Genomic DNA, 19,841 nt, shown 5'->3' on the forward strand with positions numbered 1-19,841 from the left:
AATCCCGTTTTTATCCTACTTTAGTATAGTTCTAAAGGTGCTGGGTTACAATAATAAACATTATACAACTCTCACACCTAAAATAAGGTGTGAAAGAATGCTCTAAAAACGGCTTATTATCAATAGGTTACAAAGCCTATCATATTATATTTATTTATAATATGTCTTATATAACAAATATTTTTTTATTATCGATGAAAGATTATTTGCAAACTGTTTTCTTATATTCTAATTCTTTGTTTCTGTGGATATTTTATAAAAGTTGTTTCTTTTAATTATTTCATTATTTTTGAGTAATATTTCTTTTAGGTTTAAGAGAATTTTTATTTATTCCATTGCATTTTTAATAATATTTATTTTTACTATTTTTATATTATTTGATAAAAATTAGTATTAATTGCCAAAAGAAAAATTTCACTTGTAATTGTTTTTTATAAATATCATATGTTATTTATTATTGGCTTTTCATATATTAATATCATTAAATAATATTATATTGATCATTAGATGATGACGATATTATTAATATAACATTTTTAAAAATATATGATAAAAAATATATTTTAGTAGATAGAATATAAAAATTATCTATTAAAAAAATCAAAAGTATTTTTAAAGTGGGTTTAAAATGAATTTTTATGATATAGAAGCAGGTTTCCCGTCTAATATTGATAAGAAAAAAGAAGAAGCTGAAAATAAATTTAAAAAGCTTCAAAGTCTTATTTGTTCCGAATTTGAAATATTAGAGATAGAATGTAGCAAATATTATCCATCAAAAGTGCAAGCTGGATCTTTTAAGTTTAAAAAGTGGTTACGTGATAAAACTAAAGCAACTGATCTCGGAGGAGGTCATATGGCGACTTTATCTGGTGGACGAGTATTTGAAAAGGCAGCTGTTCTTGTATCTACAGTATATGGAGAGTTATCTCCTGATTTTAGAGATCAGGTTCCAGGGACGTCAAAAAGTCCAGATTTTTGGGCGACAGGTATTTCAGTAATTGCTCATCCTTATAATCCATATGTCCCAACTATTCATATGAATATACGCATGATGACTACCAATTCTTATTGGTTCGGTGGAGGAATAGATTTAACTCCATTTTTGAAATCTCGTCGTAAATTAGATGATCCAGATGTTTTATTATTTCACGATCACTTAAAGAAATTATGTAATCTGCATAAAGTATCTGATTATGAATTATATAAAAATTGGTGTAATCAGTATTTTTTCCTGCCTCATCGACAGGAAACACGAGGAGTTGGCGGAATATTTTTTGATTATCTTCATTCTAATGAAAAAGAAGGGGGAATTGATGCAGATTTTGCTTTTGCATCATCTGTTGGAGATTGCTTTCTTAAAATATATCCATTATTAGTTCGCCGTAATTATAATATTTCATTTTCTGAAAAAGATCGTCAAGAACAATTATTGGGTCGTGGACGCTATGTAGAATTCAACTTGCTATATGATAGAGGAACTAGTTTTGGATTAAAAACAGGAGGAAATACAGATAGTATTTTATCATCTATGCCTCCTATGGTTTCGTGGGAATAATAGTATTAATTATCATTATTTGTCTAAATTAGACAAAAATATTATAATTACATAAAATTATGTAATTATTTATCCATTCATTATTATAAACCATGAATTGTTTCTTTTAATATTATTTTTTTAGCAACAGGAAAAATATTAATGGCGGATGTCAGAATACATGAAAGTTGGAAATCATTATTAGATAGCAATTTTAATAGCGATTATATGCATAATTTAAAACAATTTCTTGTTTTAGAAAAAAAACAGGGTAAAAAAATTTTTCCAAAAGGATCTGAGTATTTTCGTGCTTTTGATATAACTCCATTTGAAAAAGTGAAAGTTGTTATTTTAGGACAAGATCCATACCATGGATATGGTCAAGCTCACGGCCTTTGTTTTAGTGTTCTTCCTGGTGTTAGGATTCCTCCATCTCTTTCTAATATTTATAAAGAATTAGAAAAAGATGTGAATTTTGTTAGTCCTTCACATGGGTTCTTAGAACATTGGGGACATGAAGGAGTATTGCTATTAAACACCGTTCTAACAGTTGAAGCAGGATGTGCTGCTTCCCATCGTGGAAAAGGATGGGAAATTTTTACAGATTATGTTATTAAATTAATTAATGATAAGCTTAAAAATGTTGTTTTTATGCTATGGGGGTCTTTTGCTCATAAGAAAAATGATTTTTTAGATCATAGTAAGCATCTTATTTTAAAAACATCCCATCCCTCTCCGCTATCAGCACATAATGGTTTTTTTGGTTGTCGCCATTTTTCCAAAGCTAATAAGTATTTGCAAGATCATGGGCATGTTAATATTAATTGGCAATTACCTTATCTCGTATAAAATCAAATCAATACTTTATATTAATATTAGAAGGTAGAATACGATTTATAGTATAAATTATTCAAATATCCATTATTTAAAATAATTTACTTATACTTTTTTAAAATTATTTTTTTATCATTTGAGCATTTTTATGCGCAAATTTTCGTGCATTAACTTAGTTTGGATGTTTCTATATAATAGTTATTATTTTATGAAAAATTATGTTAATATTTTAGATATTTTTGCTAATTCTTTAATTCAAATTATGATTTTTATAATCGATCAATATTGCTTCTTTATTCTTATATTTATCTATATATTTATTCCAAAAAATATAGTAAAAAATTATCATGCAATAGAAACAACTGTTTTTTCATCTTTTTTGTTATCTAATGAATAAGAAAGCTTCTTGTTATCTCTTTTGGAAAGAGATTTTAATTGTCCACATGCTGCTAAAATATCAAGACCTCTTGGCTTTCTAATTGGAGATGAATATCCTGCCTTTTTGACTAATTCGGAAAATATTTCAATATCTTTAAAATCAGAACATATATAATTAGATCCTGGCCATGGGTTAAATGGGATAAGATTAATTTTTGCTGGAATTCCTTTGAGTAATTTAACTAGCTCGATAGCATCTCTAGGACTGTCATTTATACCTTTAAGCATAACATACTCGAAAGTAATACGTCTTGCATTTGAAAGATCTGGATAATTACGACATGTTTCTATTAGAGTTTTGATAGGATACTTCCTATTAATAGGAACCAGTATATTACGCAGGTTATCATTGACTGCATGTAAGGAAATTGCCAGCATCACTCCTATTTCTGTTCCTACTCGTAGAATATTAGGAACAAATCCAGAAGTAGATAATGTAATACGACGTTTTGAAAAAGATAAACCCATGCTATCACTAGCAATTAACAAGGCTTGTTTAACATTATCGAAATTACATAGAGGCTCTCCCATTCCCATCATAACAATGTTAGAAACTTTACGCCCTAATAGTGGTACTATCATATTTTTCACATCTTCAGAACCGGCGAAATCTCCTAAAATACTGCGAGCTAAAAGAATTTGTAGTAGTATTTCTTCTGTATTAAGATTACGAACTAATTTTTGAGTACCTGTATAGCAAAAAGAACAGGTAAGGGAACAACCAACTTGACTAGAAACACACAGGGTTCCACGTGATTTTTCGGGAATATATACTGTTTCAATATCTACTGGTTTGCTACAATCTTGAGAAGAAAAACGTAATAACCATTTACGTGTTCCATCAGTAGAAATTTTATCTTTAATTATTTCTGGATAAATAATGCTAAAATGCTGATTTAAAAGATGACGGATTTCTTGAGAAATATCCGACATGAACTCGAAATCACGCACTCCTCTAACATAGATCCATTTCCAAATCTGAGAAGCTAGCATCTTCACTTGTGATTTCGGGATTCTAATAGTTAAAAGAAGATCTTCTATTTCTTCTCTTTTTAATCCAATTAACGATTTTTTGCTTATAAGAGTCATTTTAATTATTCCCAAAAATTGATCTTTAATGTAAAAATACTCTCAAGCTTCCATCTATATATCTATACAAAACAATTTAAAAATTATAATAGAACAGGTTATTATTCCTGACATCTACCTATATCTTCTAATGCTTTTGATAAACCATTTAAAGAATAAACATACTCAGTATCAGTTCCTCTTTTTGATTTAGCTTTTAATATCAAATCTTTTCCCATTTTCATACTTTTTATTAGAAGATCAACATCATTATCACTTTCAGGGGGAAATATTGTTCTATGATCATTATAGAAGTTCATAGTAAATATTTTCTCATTTGAATTCTTACCTTTAACTTGGAGTGATATATTTTTATTTTTATCCAATGGATAATCCATAACTGCTTCTAACACATAAGATCCTTTTTTTTCTGGATTTGATGCAATTATAAAATAATTATTACCATGATTAATATTTGTAGATGGCTTGGAAATTATAGGAGAAGATATTGCATAACAAAAATATTTATCGCGATTTACAGACCAATTTCCAAAATTACTAATCCAACTAACACTAGTAGTTCTATTTTCTGCATAAATAATATTTAACTTTCCAATTATAAATAATAAAGCAAACATTATCCAACATCTTAAAAATTTCCTCAAAAATTTCGAAAACACTTTTTATCCTCCACTATCAATATGATACTCAATACTATTAAAATTCATATTTAAGATATTTTTGTATTAATTTATATTTATAGTAAGCATTATACATAATCAAAACTTTTATTATGCTTATAATTTTGTTTAATTCATATAATTAAATGAATTATATCTACTTTAGTTTATAATTAAAAGAAATACACTAAATAACATTTATTTTATTAAAATAGCAAAATTATTGATTATAATTAGTTTATTGAAAAATACTATGATTGCTAATCGTAGATTATGTACTTCATAGTTCATTTCTTTTGTGTACAATATAATTTGATTTATCTATGTTATATAAATCCGATACTTAAATTTTAAATTGTGCATTAGTTGTTATTAAATCAATTTTTTAATAAATCAGCTTCGCAATTTTAATTCCTATAAGTATGATATGTATAGGTTGTTCAAATAGTTAAAACGAAAAATATTATATCAAATCGAATGACATTATTAGCACATATTAACAAATCATATGATTTTGCTATCTTGCTTGGTGGAGATGTCAAGGTAACAGACAGGTTATTATTTTCTATTAAAAATTGTCGTATTATTGTGGCTGATGGAGGTATTATTCATGCGGATAAATTAGGAGTTATACCAGAAATTTGGGTAGGAGATTTTGATTCTACAAATCATAATTTGCTAGAGAAATGGTCATCTATAAAACGTATTTCTTATCCTTCAGATAAAGATTTAATAGATGGAGAAATTGCTGTTAATCAATCTATTAAACTTGGAGCAAAAAAAATTATATTAGTTGGAGCTCTATCTGGCGAAAGATTTGATTTTGCTTTGCAACATATAATGTTTGCGATATCTTTGTATAAGAAAAATTTGGAGGTATTACTAACCTCTGGAACTGAAGAAGTTTTCGTGCTAAAATCGGGGAAGAATTGTTTTGACCTGCCGAAAAATAGTAAATTTTCTATTGTTGCACTTTCAGATGTAGATAATTTACATATTATAGGAGGGTTATATTCTATTTCAAATTTTTCACTTTCTTTGGGTTCTTCGCGTACTATTTCAAATGTAGTTGAACAAAACATAACTATTACTATAGGTAATGGATTAGCTGTTTTAATTGCTAGACCATATGATTTGCAAAGGTCTTATAACAATGAATATACCGATACTCAGGTTTGATAATATTAATGCTACTATAGGCGGTGTAGATTTATTGCGGGATGTTTGTTTTTCGGTAAAGCCAAAGGAACGTTTATGTCTTGTAGGACGTAATGGATCAGGTAAATCAACATTATTAAAAATAGCAGCTGGTTTAATAGAGCCGCAATCTGGCAAGGTATTTATTAGTGCTTCTGCTAAGTTAGGATATCTAGAACAGGAATTTAATTATCCTAATTCAGCTACGATATGTGATTATATCGAATCTGCAACAAAAGAAGAGCATAATTATAGTTTAACTTCTTTTTTAAAAATATTTAATTTAACAGGGAAAGAAAAGATTTCTGATCTATCTGTTGGACAGGCACGATGCGTAGCATTAATTAGAATTTTTATTATGCGTCCTGACGTTTTAATTTTAGATGAGCCGACTAATCACCTAGATTATATAACAATTAATTGGCTTGAACAAGAACTTATCAATATCAATTCTGCAATTATTTTTGTTTCACACGATCGTCGATTCCTTAAAATATTATCAACATCAACAATATGGTTGGATAGAGGATGTGTACATCTTCTTGATAAGGGATTTTCACATTTTGAAGATTGGAGAGATGGAATATTAGAAAAAGAGAAATTGCATTATTATCATTTAAAGAAAAAAAATGAGACAGAAGAAGATTGGTTGAGATATGGGGTAACAGCACGCAGAAAACGTAATGTGCGTAGGTTAAAAGAACTACAAGAAATAAGAACAGATTTATCTGAGAAAAAGAAATCATTTCATAGAGAAATAAAAGCTGAAATCAAATCTACTAAATCTTCTGGTAAATTAGTTATAGATGCTAATCAGATAAATAAAGATTATAATGGTATCTCTATTATAAAAGATTTTTCTCTTCGAATAAAATATGGTGAACGTATTGGAATAGTTGGCCCTAACGGCTCAGGTAAAACTACTCTTTTAAAAATTCTTACTGGCAAAATACAACCTGAATCTGGCTCATTAATTTTTGGAACAAATCTCAAAATTGCAATAATTGATCAAAAACGCGAAGATTTAAATATTAATAAAACTCTTGCTTCTTATCTTACAGGAGGCGCAGGAGATAATTTAATTGTTAATGGTCAATCTAGACATGTAATGGGATATATAAAAGATTTTTTATTTCAATCAAATCAAGCTCACTCTTTAATCAAAAATCTCTCTGGTGGTGAAAGAATGCGTGCAATTTTAGCACGTGTTTTATCTAAACCATTTAATTTTCTTATCATGGATGAGCCTACTAATGATCTAGATTTTGAAACTCTATATTTTTTAGAAGAAATTATTTCTAAATTTCAGGGGACAATACTTCTTGTTAGTCATGATAGAGATTTTTTAGATCATAGTGTAACTTCAATTATTTCTTTGCATAGTATTAAGCATCCAAATGGACGATGGATAAAATATGCAGGTGGATATTCTGATATGATTTTGCAGCAAAAAAAGAATGATTGTTTTTTAGAAAGCAGGGAAGTTAATAAAAATAAGGATAAAATTTCTAATTCTCATCAACAAAAAATAAGACAGAAAAAAATCAATAAACTTTCTTATGGCCAAAAACTTCTTCTTAAAAGTCTTCCTCAAAAAATACAAGAAATACATGCAAAAATTAAAGAAAATGAAAATAAGTTATGCGATCAAACATTATTTATAAAAGATCAAAACAAATTCTATAGAATATCAGATGAGCTGGGAAAACTTTATCAAGAAGTAAAGGAAAAAGAGGAAGAATGGCTTAAACTAGAAATATCTAGAGAAGAAGAAATAAATTATAGTAATACAAAGTAATAATCAGTATATGTTTATTAATTTATATTACTATCAATAAATGATTTAACTTAAAACAATTATTAATTTTAAATATCATTTTACTTATGATATTGATAATATGGGCAATGTATAAATTTGATTTTTAATAATTAATGAAAAATTAATCATTTTTTTGCGCGTTCAACATACGAATTGTCCTCTGTCATAATCACAATTTTATCACCTATATTAATATGAGGTGGAACTGTAGTACGTATTCCATTTGAAAGTATTGCTGGTTTATAAGATGACGTAACCGTTTGACCTTTGGTGGATGGTTCTGTTTCAGTAACTTCAAGATCTATGTGACGTGGAACTTCAACTGATATTACAGATCCTTCATGTATTGAAAGAGTTAATTCATTTCCTTCTTTGAAATATAATTTTTGATCACCAATAATATCTTTTGATGCTGTTAATTGATCATAAGTTTCTGGGTTCATAAAATGAAATCCTTCAGAATCTTCATATAAGAATTGAAAACGTTTTTCCTCAACAAAAGCGCGTTCTACTTGTTCTGTTGTGCGCCATCGTTCAGAAATTTTTACTCCATCAGAAATACGACGCATATCCACCTGTGTAGTAGGTGTCCCTTTCCCTGGATGAAAATTTTTTGCCACAAGAACAACATAAAGCTTTCCATCTACATCAATTACGTTACCTTTACGAATAGAAGAAGCAATAACTTTAACCATATTGAATTTATTCCTTACATTAGATTATCTAAAGTAGTTAGGTTGCAAATTATATTTCTCACATATATAAGATTTATATCTCCCATATATATAAGATTTAATTTTATTTTTTAATCTAACTATTTGTGATCTCCTAATAGATATTATTTTTTATTAATTTACAATAATGAGCCTTTTTTATGAATAAAAATTCTCACTTACCTTGGTGGAATCCTAGTTTACATCAGAAACGTCGTCCTTTTCTTATCAAAAGAAATATGATTCAGAAAGAACTAAGAGAATATTTTGTTAAAAATAATTTTATAGAAGTTGATTCTATGTCTCTACAAGTTTCTCCTGGAAATGAAACCCATATAAAAGCTTTTTCTACAGATTTAATTACTAGTGATTGTAAACGAAAGACTTTGTATCTGCAAACTTCACCAGAATTTTCTTGTAAAAAACTTTTAGCAGCGGGAGAAAAAAGATTTTTTTGTTTTGCACATGTTTGGAGGAATGGAGAGCATGATTGCTTGCATCAACCAGAATTTACTATGCTGGAATGGTATCGATCTCAAGAACCTTATGAGCAATTGATGAAAGATTGTATTGATATAATACGATGCGCTGCTAAAGTAGCGGATAAGTCAGTTTTTTGTTTTCAGGGTATTTCATGCAATCCTTTTAATGATGTAGAGTATATTACTGTATCAGATGCTTTTACAAGATATGCTAATATAGATCTTGCTTCTACTTTGGATCATCCTGATCATCCTGATCGCAATATTTTAGCTATACAAGCATTGAAATCAGGAATACATATAGCAAATGATGATACTTGGAGTGATATTTTTTCCAGAATACTTGTAGAAAAAATAGAACCAAATCTTGGTGTTAATTCTTGTACTATTCTTGATCGTTATCCTGCTCCAGAATCTGCATCAGCGAAAATTTGTTCAGATGATCCACGATTCACAAAGCGTTTTGAAATTTATGCTTGTAACGTGGAATTATGTAATGCATTTGATGAGCTCATAGATCCTATTGAACAACGTTATCGTTTTGAAAAAGCAATGAATGAAAAACAAAAAATATATGATGAAACTTATCCAATAGATGAAGATCTTATAGCATGTTTATCTGAAGTAAAATCTTCATCTGGTGTAGCATTGGGATTTGATCGGCTTGTTATGCTAGCAACTGGTACAAATAATTTAGAAGAAATATTATGGGTCCCGTTACATATATATTAATGAAAGAAAAAAAATGAATTCTCAAAATCGAAAATTATCTTCAGTAAAAGAATTATATGAAGCTAATCTTATCGATAAAAAACAACTCGATGAATTGCAAAAGGTATCAGATAAGTATTCTGTTGGACTAACTTCTACAATTTTTAATTTAATTAATCCTGATAATCCAATTGATCCAATCGCACGTCAATTTATTCCACGTATAGAAGAAATGAATAGATTACCTGAAGAAAGAGAAGACCCGATAGGAGATATTTCACATAGTCCTGTCAAAGGGATAGTTCATCGTTATCCAGATAGAGTATTGCTTAAAATATTGCACATATGTCCAGTATATTGTCGTTTTTGTTTTCGTAGAGAAATAGTTGGATCACAAAATAGTGGGGTGTTATCGCCAGATGATATGGAATATGCTTTATCTTATATTGAAGAAAATACTCAAATATGGGAAGTTATATTAACAGGAGGAGATCCTTTAATATTATCATTAAATCGATTGCAAGCAGTTTTAAAAAGATTAAGAGATATCACACATGTGAAAATATTACGATTTCATAGTCGAGTGCCCATTGTTGATCCTCAACGTATTAGTGATGATTTAGTCAAATTTCTTAAAGAGTTAGGAAAGCCTATATACATTGCTATACATGCCAATCATCCGTGTGAATTTTCTAAAGAAGCACTATCTGCTATTTCTAGATTAGTTGATGCTGGTATTATACTTTTGAGCCAGTCAGTTTTGCTTAAAGGTGTTAATGATAATTCTGAAATTTTATCTAATCTTATGAAAATTTTTGTAGAATCTCGCATCAAACCATATTACTTGCATCATCCAGATCTTGCTCCTGGAACGAGTCATTTTCGTTTGACAATCGAAGAAGGACAGAAAATTTTTTTAGAATTAAAAGAGAAAATTTCTGGTCTATGTCAACCATCTTATATTCTTGATATTCCTGGAGGATATGGAAAAATTAAAATTGATAGTTGTAATATAAAGAAAAAAGAAGACGGATCTTATTTAATAACTGATCATAATAATATTATTCATCAATACCCACCAATATCAGCATCTATTAATAAAATTACCAAGTAATCATATCATAATGGTTATTTATAATAAAAATCATATTTTATTAAGTTGTTAGATTAAACTATTATATTGTAATATATTTAAAGCCATATTTAATTTTATATCTTTGAAATTCCACCATACATCTCTGACCATTTCATTGGATTATCGATAAAACATTCGACTTCTTTTATAACGTTTTTGTCAAATATTGGCATTTTTTTTGCTACCTTTAGAATATCATGCCAAGTAACAAGATAGTGAAGATTTATGTTGTTTTCTTGTAGGAGCAGGGGTATTTCTGGGAAGATGCCATAAAAGAATAATCCAATACAATCTTTTACTATTCCGCCAGAATCTCTAATAACTTTAACGAAATCAAGTAGTGATCCTCCCAAAGTAACAGAATCTTCTATTATTAGAATACGATTACCTTTGGAAATATAACCTTCAATTTTAGTTTTTTTACCATGACCTTTCGCTTTTTTTCTTACATAAATCATCGGCAAGCTTAAACGTTCCGCTAAAAATGCTGCGAATGGAATACCAGCTGTCTCTCCTCCTGCGATAACATCAATAGATTCAAACCCTATGTTGCGTAGCACTATTGTTGTAGCAAAATCCATAATTGTTGAACGAGTACGTGCAAAAGAAATTAATTTACGGAAATCAATATATACAGGGCTGATAATTCCTGAAGTTAGACGATATGGTTTATCAGGAGAAAAGTTAACAGCTTCAATTTCGAATAGCATCTTCGATACTAATTCTGCTATAACATCTGGCTCTGAAAAATCATTAAAAATCACTATTAATTTCCTCTATTTTATATAATAAATAATCACTATCAGTAGACACATTAATTAGACGTTTTTTTTATCGTATAATTAAAATATTTTTTGTGACTTATGATAGTATAATTTTTTAAATAACTACTTCCCAATGTAACGGTAACATTGGATCAAATATAGTTATATCTCCTATAGATACTATCATTTTCTTTTTTTCAAAAGAAATGGGTTGATCTCGGCGGACTAAAGATATTCGATCTTCATTAATTGGCATGCCGTACCATATCGCTCCATTTAAAGATATAAAACTTTCTAAATTTTCAAGGCTATTTTCATCTTCGAATACTTGTGCAAGACAGCTTATAGCGTTTTTTGAGCTATAAATACCAGCACAGCCACAAGATGTTTCTTTTAGATAATCTAGATGAGGTGCTGAATCGGTTCCTAGAAAAAAATTAGGATTTCCAGAAACAGCTGCTTTACGTAGCGAAAGGCGATGTTTCTCTCTTTTAGCAATTGGCAGGCAATAGTAATGTGGATTAATTCCATTTTGAAATATTGTATTCCTATTTATTATAAGGTGATGAACTGTAATCGATGCTGCGATATTGCTATAATTATTTATATATTCTACGCTTTCCGTAGTTGTTATATGCTCAAGAGTAATTTTTAGTGCTGGTAATTTTTTACGCAAGGGATCTAAAATTTTTTCAATAAATATTGCTTCTCTATCAAAAATATCAATTGTATTATCTGGTATTTCTCCATGTATACAAAGAGGTATGCCTGCCTTTTCCATTCTTTCAAATACGTGCATTACATTATTAATATTACTTATTCCATAATGGGAATTTGTTGTACTACCTGCGGGATAAAGCTTAACTGCATGAATTATTCCAGATCTAAATCCTATTTCTACATCGTCAGGATCTGTTCTTTCTGTAAGATATAAAGTCATCAAAGGATTAAATTGATGTTCTTTAGGAACTGATTTTAAAATTCTATCACGATAATCTTTAGCTTCATTTGTGGTTGTAATTGGAGGAGAAAGATTTGGCATAATTAAAGCACGTCTAAAATAATTTGATGTATCTCCAATAACATTTTTCAATATTTCTCCATCGCGTAGATGAAGATGCCAGTCATCTGGATAGTGTAAGGAAATCTTTTTCATATTTTCTCTAGTCATATATTTTTGCAATATGAGTAAACGACTATAAATACTTTGTAAACAAGACTTTAGTCTTTCATTGTATATTGTTTAATATATTATACTACTATTTTGGAATGTTTACCCGTATATGTTTAAATAAAATAGTTAACAAGCACTGATTTTGTAATTCCTAGTCGTATACTTATTTATATTATCATATCATTATGTTATATTATAATATGATCTTCAAAAGGCAATTGTGACCAGAGACTAGATTGTTAAAATTTCTATATGTGTTTGATAATATATATTCATATTTGTTAATATACAATGATTTTATATTTTGATGCTTTTTTTAATTAAATATGCTTTTGAATTAAAGGAGAATAGGCGGATTTTGTTTCCAGGGTTGTTTATAAGTTTTGAAGGGATTGAAGGTGCTGGGAAAACTACTCATATTTCTCATTTGGCTAGACTACTATCAAAAAAAGGATATGATGTTCAAATTACTCGTGAACCTGGAGGAACTCCCGCAGCAGAGGCTGCACGTCACGTTTTATTGTCTTATGGCGTAGATGAATTTGGATCTTGTGCTGAAGCAATTTTATTTGCTGCTATTCGTTCTGATCATGTCGAGAGTATTATTCGTCCTGCTCTTATGCAGGGTAAAATTTTGTTATGTGACCGATTTTTAGATTCTTCATATGCTTATCAAAGTGACGGAAATGGTTCAAAAAAAATACTTGATTATCTTCAGAAAGTATCTACTCAAGGTATAGTGCCAGATTGTACTATTATTATGGATCTTCCTGTTGATATAGGATTAAAAAGAATTCATACTAGATGTGCCTCTAAAAAAATGTCATCTTTGGATCGTTTTGAGCAAAAAGATATTAAAATTCATGAAATACGACGTCAGATATTTTTAGATATCGCACGAGATCAGTCTGATCGTTGTCGTATTGTTAATTCTGCTAGTTCTTTTAATGATGTTTCTAGGAATGTTTTAAATATTGTTTGTGAATTGATTCAAAATCGCATTTTTCCTTCTAGGAACGCAAAAAATGAAATTAAAGACAGATGAAAAATTAAATCCTATTTATAATAGAAAATTATTTGGGCATGAAAAGATAGAAGAATTTTTATCACATTACTATCGTTCTGGTAAAATGCATCATGCCTTGCTTTTTGAAGGTGAGAAGGGTATAGGAAAAGCCTCTTTGGGTTTTCGTTATGCATCTCATATTTTGCAATATCCTGAATTTATAGATGCTCCTTCTAAACTTTTCATCCCAGATCTTAATTCTTCTATTTTAAGACAAATGGCTTCTCATGCATTGCGTGATTTTTTATATTTATCTTATCCATTAGATACTAAAACAGGAAAGTTGCGTACTAGTATTACCGTTGATGAAATTCGTCGTATTAAAGATTTATTGTCTCTGACTTCTAATACAGGAAATTGGCGTATTGTTATGATAGATCCTGTTGATGCAATGAATCATAATGCTGCTAATGCCTTGCTTAAGTCTTTAGAAGAGCCTCCTAAAAAAGTATTGTTTATCTTAATATCTAATGTTTCAGGTATGATTTTACCAACAATACGATCACGTTGTTTATCTGTTAAGTTTAATACTCTTTCAGAAAATAATCTGTGTAAAGCTCTTTTTTCTTTGGATTTTTCGTACTCAAAAAAACAGTTTGATATGATAAAGGATTCAGCTAATGGGAGTGTTGCTAAGGCAGTAAAAATTTTAAATTATGATTGTGATAAAATTATTTCTTCATATAATGATTTAATAGTTATGGATGAAAAATATTCTATAGATCACAAAATACAAAAAATCGCTGATGAATTATCTACTAATGATAAAGTTTTAGTTTTTGATTTTTTAATAGAATTTATTTTATATCAAATATATAAAAATGCAAAGGCAGCAGCTTTATCAGGGATGCTTGAAGAAGCCGATAATATTGTAGAAATTTATTATTCTATTAAAAAAAGATTATCTTCTTTTTTTACTTATAATTTAGATCGTAAACAAACAATTATTTATATCCTTGAAAAAACAATGGAGTGCTATAGTATCTATTGTAGAGAATTTTATGCTAAATAATTTTATAGTAGTATCAGCATTTGATATTCAGTTGAGGAAGTATCAAAATCGATGAAAAATCCTGAAAAGTTATATCTTAGTACTGCAATTTCCTATTCTAATGCTAAGCCACATATTGGGCATGCTTATGAGATGATTTTGGCAGATGTTTTTGCACGTTTTTATCGACTAGATGGTCGTGATGTTTTGTTTTCTACAGGAAGCGATGAATATGGACAAAAAATATTGAAATCAGCTAATAATGCTGGCATCCCGGTAGAAGATTTTGTTGAGCAAAATACTAAAAGTTTTTCCGATATGGCTGATGCACTTGATATTTCATACGATGAATTTATTCGTACTACTGAGAAACGTCACCATGATTCCTGTCAAGAATTATGGAAAAGAATATTAAATAGTGGAGATATTTATAAAGGATCTTATAAAGGATGGTATTCATTGCTTGATGAAGCCTATTGCCAAAATGATGAGATTTACGTAGGGAAAGATGGTCAGCGTTATAATTCTCAAAATAATCCAGTTCAGTGGATGGAAGAAGAGGGGTATTTTTTTCGTTTATCTGCTTATCAAAAGAAGTTGCTTGCCTTTTATGATACTCATCCAGAGTTTATTTTGCCTATAGAAAAACGCAATGAGGTCATTTCTTTTGTAAAATCTGGTCTTAAAGATCTTTCTATTTCTAGAAAAAATTTTGATTGGGGTGTAAAAATTCCTGAAGATTCTGAATATATTATGTATGTTTGGATTGATGCTTTAACGAACTATTTAACGGTAACAGGTATTCTAAAGGATCCTAGGGGTGAAAAAGCAAAGTTTTGGCCTGCTGACATGCATATTATCGGAAAAGATATTGTTCGATTCCATGCAGTATATTGGCCAGCTTTTTTATTATCGGCGAATTTACCTATGCCAAAAAGAATTTTTTCACATGGATTTATTATTAATAAAGGTAAAAAGATATCTAAATCATTAGGAAATGTTATTGATCCTATAGAGGTAATAGATAATGTAGGGGTAGATGCTTTACGTTATTTTCTTTTACGGGAAATTTCTTGTGGGCAAGATGGTTTTTATGATATTGATAGTGTAAAAAGACGTGCAAATGCTGATCTTGCTAATGGTATTGGCAACTTGATGAGCCGTTCCGTTGCGATGATATTAAAAAATTTTGATGGAAAAATACCTAATCCTAATGTTCTGCTTGAGTGTGATGAGGTAATACTATCTGCTTGTTCTACATCTTTTAATGATATTCGTGATAATATTAATAACCAATTGATACATAGAGCACTATCGCAGACAATATCTATTGTATCTGAGGTAGATAGATATTTTTCTGAACAGAAGCCTTGGGAACTTAAAAAAACTGATCCCAATCGTATGTCGACTGTTTTATATGTTGCGATAGATGTTGTGCGTCAAATTGCAATTTTGCTACAACCATATGTTCCTAGATTAGCAGATAAGATTTTAAATATTTTATGTATTCCAAATGAAAAACGTATTTTTTCATCATTGGATGATAAATTAGAGCCAGGATTGATTATTAAGGAAGATATAAATCCAGTTTTTCCACGTTTTTTATAGGATTAAAATATTATTATGATTATTGATACACATTGTCATTTATCTTTTCCTGATTTTGATAATGATCGTCATGATGTTATAATGCGTGCTCATAAAGCAGGTGTTATGAAAATGATTGCAGTTTCAGTGAAACTACAGGATTTTGTTCCTTTAGTTTCACTATGCCAGGATTATCCTTCTTCAATTTTTTGCTCGATTGGATCTCATCCGTGTTATGTTCATGAAGAAGATGAGATATCTATAGATGGATTAGTTTGTCTTGCTTCGCATCCAAGTGTTGTTGCTATTGGTGAGACAGGATTAGATTGTTATCATAGTAAGCATACTCTTCAAAAACAAAAGGAAAGTTTTTTACGTCATATAGAAGCCGCACGTATAACCGGTCTTCCTTTGATAATACATAGTCGTTCTGCAGATGAAGAAATGTCTATAATAATACAGGAAGAGATGAAAAAAGCTTCTTTTTCATTTGTTATCCATTGTTTTTCATCTAGTAAGAATCTAGCTGATGTCTGTTGTGATTTAGGAGGATATATATCTTTCGCGGGGATGATTACTTTTCCAAAATCTGATGATTTACGCAATATTGCAAATATTATTCCAATAGATAGATTGCTTATTGAAACAGATTCTCCTTTTCTTCCTCCTATACCTTGGAGAGGAAAACGTAATGAACCTTCTTATATTATTAATACAGCTAAGATTGTTGCGGATTCTAAAGGGATTTCCTATGATGATCTAGTTAAGCAAACAACTGAAAATGCTTTGAGGTTGTTTCCAAAAATATCAGAGTTAGTTGTTTCATGAAAAGCTATTATCGTTTTACAATTTTAGGATGTGCTTCATCTCAATCTGTTCCTCGTATTACAGGAGATTGGGGTAACTGCGATCCTAGCGAGCCTAAGAATCGTCGTACCAGATCGTCTTTAAAAGTCTCTTTAATATCTGAATTTGGTGGTTATACCAATATTATTATTGATACTGGTCCTGATTTTTATTATCAGATGTTACGAGAAAATGTTTCTTCTATTGATGCTGTATTATATACTCATGAGCATGCAGATCATATTCATGGAATAGATGATTTGAGGGGATATTTTCTAAAATATAATAAACCTATAAATATTTATGCCGCCAAAGGTTGTATGAATAGATTATATCAATGTTTTAGTTATTGTTTTAAAAAACCTGAGGGCAGTTCTTATCCTCCTATAGCTGAATCTTTTATAATAGATATGGATAAAGATTTTTTTTGTATAGATGGGGAAGGAGGTATTATTAAGGTCATTCCTATATTGCAACATCATGGTAAAATTTATTCATTAGGATTTCGCTTTGGTAATGTTGCTTATTGTACTGATGTTAGTTATTTCCCTGATGAAAGCTTGGAAAAATTGAAAGATTTAGATGTTCTTGTGATTGGTGCTCTTAAGAATGATGCACATAGTAGTCACTTTTCATTGTCAGAAGCTTTAAAAAAGATTGAGCTTATTAAGCCTAAACGAGCTATTTTAACACATATGCATATTGATCTAGATTATAAATCTGTTTTGGAAAGCACTCCTGAATATATTGTTCCAGCATTTGATGGTATGCAGTTTGAATCTCATTTATTATAATAGATCGTTTATACTGCTATTTTAAATTTTTTTATTAAATAAATTACTGTTATTGATTATAAATATATAATATTATTATTACTATATAATCAGATGTATTAGCATATTTATAATATATATTATAAATAGCTATTTCTAGAGACAAAAAATGATTTAAACTTCTTAATTTCTTCTTTTTATTTTAAAATATATTTTATTTAATATCATTGTATTTATGATTTAGATATTTTTCTAATGATTCAACTATTATCTTTTCAAGGAGATCTTCATCGATTGTTTTTTTATCAGATGAAATCGGTAATGATATTCTAGAAATTTCTTGAAATTTATTTTCTAACAATTCTCATTCTCTTTCTACTTATACTATATTTAGTTATAATTTATAATATTACTTATAAATCATTAATCATCCTATTTTGACGCAACTAATGTTATTTTAGTGAAGATTAATATAAATATAAAATCAGTTAAAATTTATTGTTGTAATTGATACATAGATCACTCTTATAAACACTAAAAATAAAATCATGTTGTAAATTTTGCTTTAATAAAATTATATGAAGAATAGATATTAACTTTAAGACTTATAGAACGACAGTAACATGTTATAATTAATAATATATTAATCCAAAATATAATTATTTGGATGAATTAGAGTTATGATTATTATAGCATCTAATTTTCAATTTAATTTATAGTAATTTTTATTACTGCCTAATCATGATATTTAAAATATTTTGATAATTGATATATGATGATGGGTAATTAGTCGAAATATTAAACCAGTTGGCCTATAAGCCGGGTTCTGTATATCTATACAGTATAGATTGGTAACCATTCATCTAGGATGACATTTACATGCCATCTCATGCAACCTACCCGGATAGTTAGGTCGAAAACACACCTTAAAGCACTAATGCTTAGCACTATCCCTATTTGGTCTTGCTCCCGACGGGGTTTACCATGCCATTTTTGTTGCCAAAAATGCGGTGAGCTCTTACCTCGCCATTTCACCCTTACTTTTATTGATATAAAAGCGGTATATTTTCTGTGGCACTTTCCCTAAAGTCACCTTTGCCGGATGTTATCCGGCGTCGAGTTTTCGTGGAGCCCGGACTTTCCTCACACATTGAGATGTAATACATCTATAAAGCGCGCGGTTACCCAGCCAACTGGATAACTTATTATTGCTTAAATATAAAATAAATACTATCAAAAATTACGTATATTGATAAATATCATATAATATAAATTATAGTGAGTTTTTTCTATGACTTTTAAGGGGCATTGTGTCTTTGCGTTATCTATGATTATTATTGCCAAAAAGTTTGTTTTTTTGCCAGGTCTGGCAGAGGCAGAATGGGGTAACGTAATTTTAGGATCAATGCTATCTTTTTCTTTACCTGATATCGATCATCCTAAATCATTTATATCAAGGCGATTTAAAATTTCTTCCTTTATTACTTCACATATACTGACACATAGAGGATTTACCCACAGTATTCTATCGGTAGTTTTATTTAGTTTACTTATTAATAACTGCTTAAAAGAAGCTTCTATTATTAATAAAGGACTGCATGATTCAATGATTATCGGCTATATCAGCCACCTAATAGCTGATATGTTTACCAAAAGCGGAATACAATTATTTTGGCCATATCGTATGAGATTTAGTTTTCCTATTTTATCTCCAAATACTCCTTTAAAGGAGGGATTTTTTTGTGTATTAATTTTAATATTTGCCATAATAATTCCTAATCGATGACTTTGATTAATATAGATACAAAATATGTTATATACGTATGCTTCAACAGTATAATTATTTTTATGATTAAAATGATATTTTATCATAAATAAATGTAGTGACTTATCTGACTAAAATACATTAAGTTAGCTATTTTTTTTAATGTTAAATATTTCATTTTTTATGATTTATTTCATAAAATAAGAATATTATTGTTGAAATGATCTTCAGTTGATTTTTATTTTCAGGCAAAATAGTATGATG

General features: G+C 29.1%; 17 protein-coding genes and 1 other RNA gene. 12 read left to right on the top strand and 6 right to left on the bottom strand.

The window, feature by feature from the left end; translation table 11 throughout:
- Positions 1–628: 628 nt before the first annotated feature.
- Together hemF and ung are read left to right on the top strand one after the other, a co-directional pair.
- Complete coding sequence (hemF, locus tag LAM_RS03440; protein WP_007557405.1) at positions 629–1,555, top strand: oxygen-dependent coproporphyrinogen oxidase; 927 nt, start codon at positions 629–631, stop codon at positions 1,553–1,555.
- A gap of 141 nt (positions 1,556–1,696) precedes the next feature.
- Entirely contained in the window at positions 1,697–2,383 is a 687-nt protein-coding gene (ung, locus tag LAM_RS03445) for a uracil-DNA glycosylase (protein WP_007557404.1), read from the top strand.
- 330 nt (positions 2,384–2,713) lie between these two features.
- Here ung and rlmN read toward each other — a convergent pair whose 3' ends face one another.
- Both rlmN and LAM_RS03460 read right to left on the bottom strand, forming a co-directional pair.
- A complete protein-coding gene (gene rlmN / locus LAM_RS03455) occupies positions 2,714–3,895 on the bottom strand; it encodes a dual-specificity RNA methyltransferase RlmN (protein ID WP_007557402.1) in 1,182 nt (393 codons plus the stop codon).
- Between the two features lie 101 nt (positions 3,896–3,996).
- Positions 3,997–4,512 (bottom strand): hypothetical protein, encoded by a 516-nt coding sequence (locus tag LAM_RS03460; protein ID WP_007557400.1) that lies wholly within the window; start codon positions 4,510–4,512, stop codon positions 3,997–3,999.
- Between the two features lie 519 nt (positions 4,513–5,031).
- Between LAM_RS03460 and LAM_RS03465 the strand changes: the two genes are divergently transcribed.
- The gene (locus LAM_RS03465) at positions 5,032–5,733 is read left to right on the top strand and encodes a thiamine diphosphokinase (protein ID WP_007557399.1); all 702 of its coding nucleotides are present in this window, start codon (positions 5,032–5,034) and stop codon (positions 5,731–5,733) included.
- Positions 5,708–7,549, top strand: coding sequence for an ABC-F family ATP-binding cassette domain-containing protein (locus tag LAM_RS03470; protein WP_007557398.1), 1,842 nt, complete (start codon positions 5,708–5,710; stop codon positions 7,547–7,549). The genes LAM_RS03465 and LAM_RS03470 overlap by 26 nt, the downstream gene beginning before the upstream one ends.
- Positions 7,550–7,695: 146 nt before the next feature.
- On the opposite strand, the gene efp is transcribed toward LAM_RS03470, so the two are convergent.
- Positions 7,696–8,265, bottom strand: a complete 570-nt coding sequence (gene efp / locus LAM_RS03475; RefSeq protein ID WP_007557397.1) for an elongation factor P — start codon at positions 8,263–8,265, stop codon at positions 7,696–7,698.
- Between the two features lie 179 nt (positions 8,266–8,444).
- Between efp and epmA the strand changes: the two genes are divergently transcribed.
- The gene (gene epmA, locus LAM_RS03480; RefSeq protein WP_007557396.1) at positions 8,445–9,497 is read left to right on the top strand and encodes an EF-P lysine aminoacylase EpmA; all 1,053 of its coding nucleotides are present in this window, start codon (positions 8,445–8,447) and stop codon (positions 9,495–9,497) included.
- A 13-nt stretch (positions 9,498–9,510) separates the two neighbouring features.
- Complete coding sequence (locus LAM_RS03485; RefSeq protein WP_007557395.1) at positions 9,511–10,590, top strand: lysine-2,3-aminomutase-like protein; 1,080 nt, start codon at positions 9,511–9,513, stop codon at positions 10,588–10,590.
- A gap of 95 nt (positions 10,591–10,685) precedes the next feature.
- Here the strand turns inward: LAM_RS03485 and LAM_RS03490 are convergent, their stop codons facing one another.
- Positions 10,686–11,375: an orotate phosphoribosyltransferase gene (locus tag LAM_RS03490; protein WP_007557394.1), complete on the bottom strand. Its 690-nt coding sequence runs from the start codon at positions 11,373–11,375 to the stop codon at positions 10,686–10,688.
- A 115-nt stretch (positions 11,376–11,490) separates the two neighbouring features.
- Positions 11,491–12,531 carry a dihydroorotase gene (gene pyrC, locus LAM_RS03495; RefSeq protein WP_007557393.1) on the bottom strand — a complete coding sequence of 347 codons (1,041 nt, stop codon included), beginning with the start codon at positions 12,529–12,531 and terminating at the stop codon, positions 11,491–11,493.
- Positions 12,532–12,856: 325 nt separating this feature from the next.
- Between pyrC and tmk the strand changes: the two genes are divergently transcribed.
- From tmk to LAM_RS03520, 5 genes are read left to right on the top strand one after another with little or no spacing between them, the layout of a single operon-like run.
- A complete protein-coding gene (gene tmk, locus LAM_RS03500) occupies positions 12,857–13,594 on the top strand; it encodes a dTMP kinase (RefSeq protein WP_023466339.1) in 738 nt (245 codons plus the stop codon).
- Entirely contained in the window at positions 13,575–14,627 is a 1,053-nt protein-coding gene (locus tag LAM_RS03505; protein ID WP_007557391.1) for a DNA polymerase III subunit delta', read from the top strand. The genes tmk and LAM_RS03505 overlap by 20 nt, the downstream gene beginning before the upstream one ends.
- Before the next feature lie 51 nt (positions 14,628–14,678).
- Positions 14,679–16,214: a methionine--tRNA ligase gene (gene metG / locus LAM_RS03510; protein ID WP_007557390.1), complete on the top strand. Its 1,536-nt coding sequence runs from the start codon at positions 14,679–14,681 to the stop codon at positions 16,212–16,214.
- A gap of 15 nt (positions 16,215–16,229) precedes the next feature.
- On the top strand, positions 16,230–17,021 hold the full coding sequence (locus LAM_RS03515) for a TatD family hydrolase (protein ID WP_007557389.1): 792 nt from the start codon (positions 16,230–16,232) through the stop codon (positions 17,019–17,021).
- Positions 17,018–17,833: an MBL fold metallo-hydrolase gene (locus LAM_RS03520; RefSeq protein ID WP_007557388.1), complete on the top strand. Its 816-nt coding sequence runs from the start codon at positions 17,018–17,020 to the stop codon at positions 17,831–17,833. The genes LAM_RS03515 and LAM_RS03520 overlap by 4 nt, the downstream gene beginning before the upstream one ends.
- Before the next feature lie 778 nt (positions 17,834–18,611).
- Here the strand turns inward: LAM_RS03520 and rnpB are convergent.
- An RNA gene (gene rnpB / locus LAM_RS05200) (RNase P RNA component class A) lies at positions 18,612–19,009 on the bottom strand.
- Positions 19,010–19,103: 94 nt separating this feature from the next.
- Between rnpB and LAM_RS03525 the strand changes: the two genes are divergently transcribed.
- Positions 19,104–19,598, top strand: a complete 495-nt coding sequence (locus LAM_RS03525) for a metal-dependent hydrolase (RefSeq protein WP_023466341.1) — start codon at positions 19,104–19,106, stop codon at positions 19,596–19,598.
- Positions 19,599–19,841: the final 243 nt, after the last annotated feature.

The sequence above is a fragment of the Candidatus Liberibacter americanus str. Sao Paulo genome, from assembly GCF_000496595.1.
In the GTDB taxonomy this organism is placed as follows: Bacteria; Pseudomonadota; Alphaproteobacteria; order Rhizobiales; family Rhizobiaceae; genus Liberibacter; species Liberibacter americanus.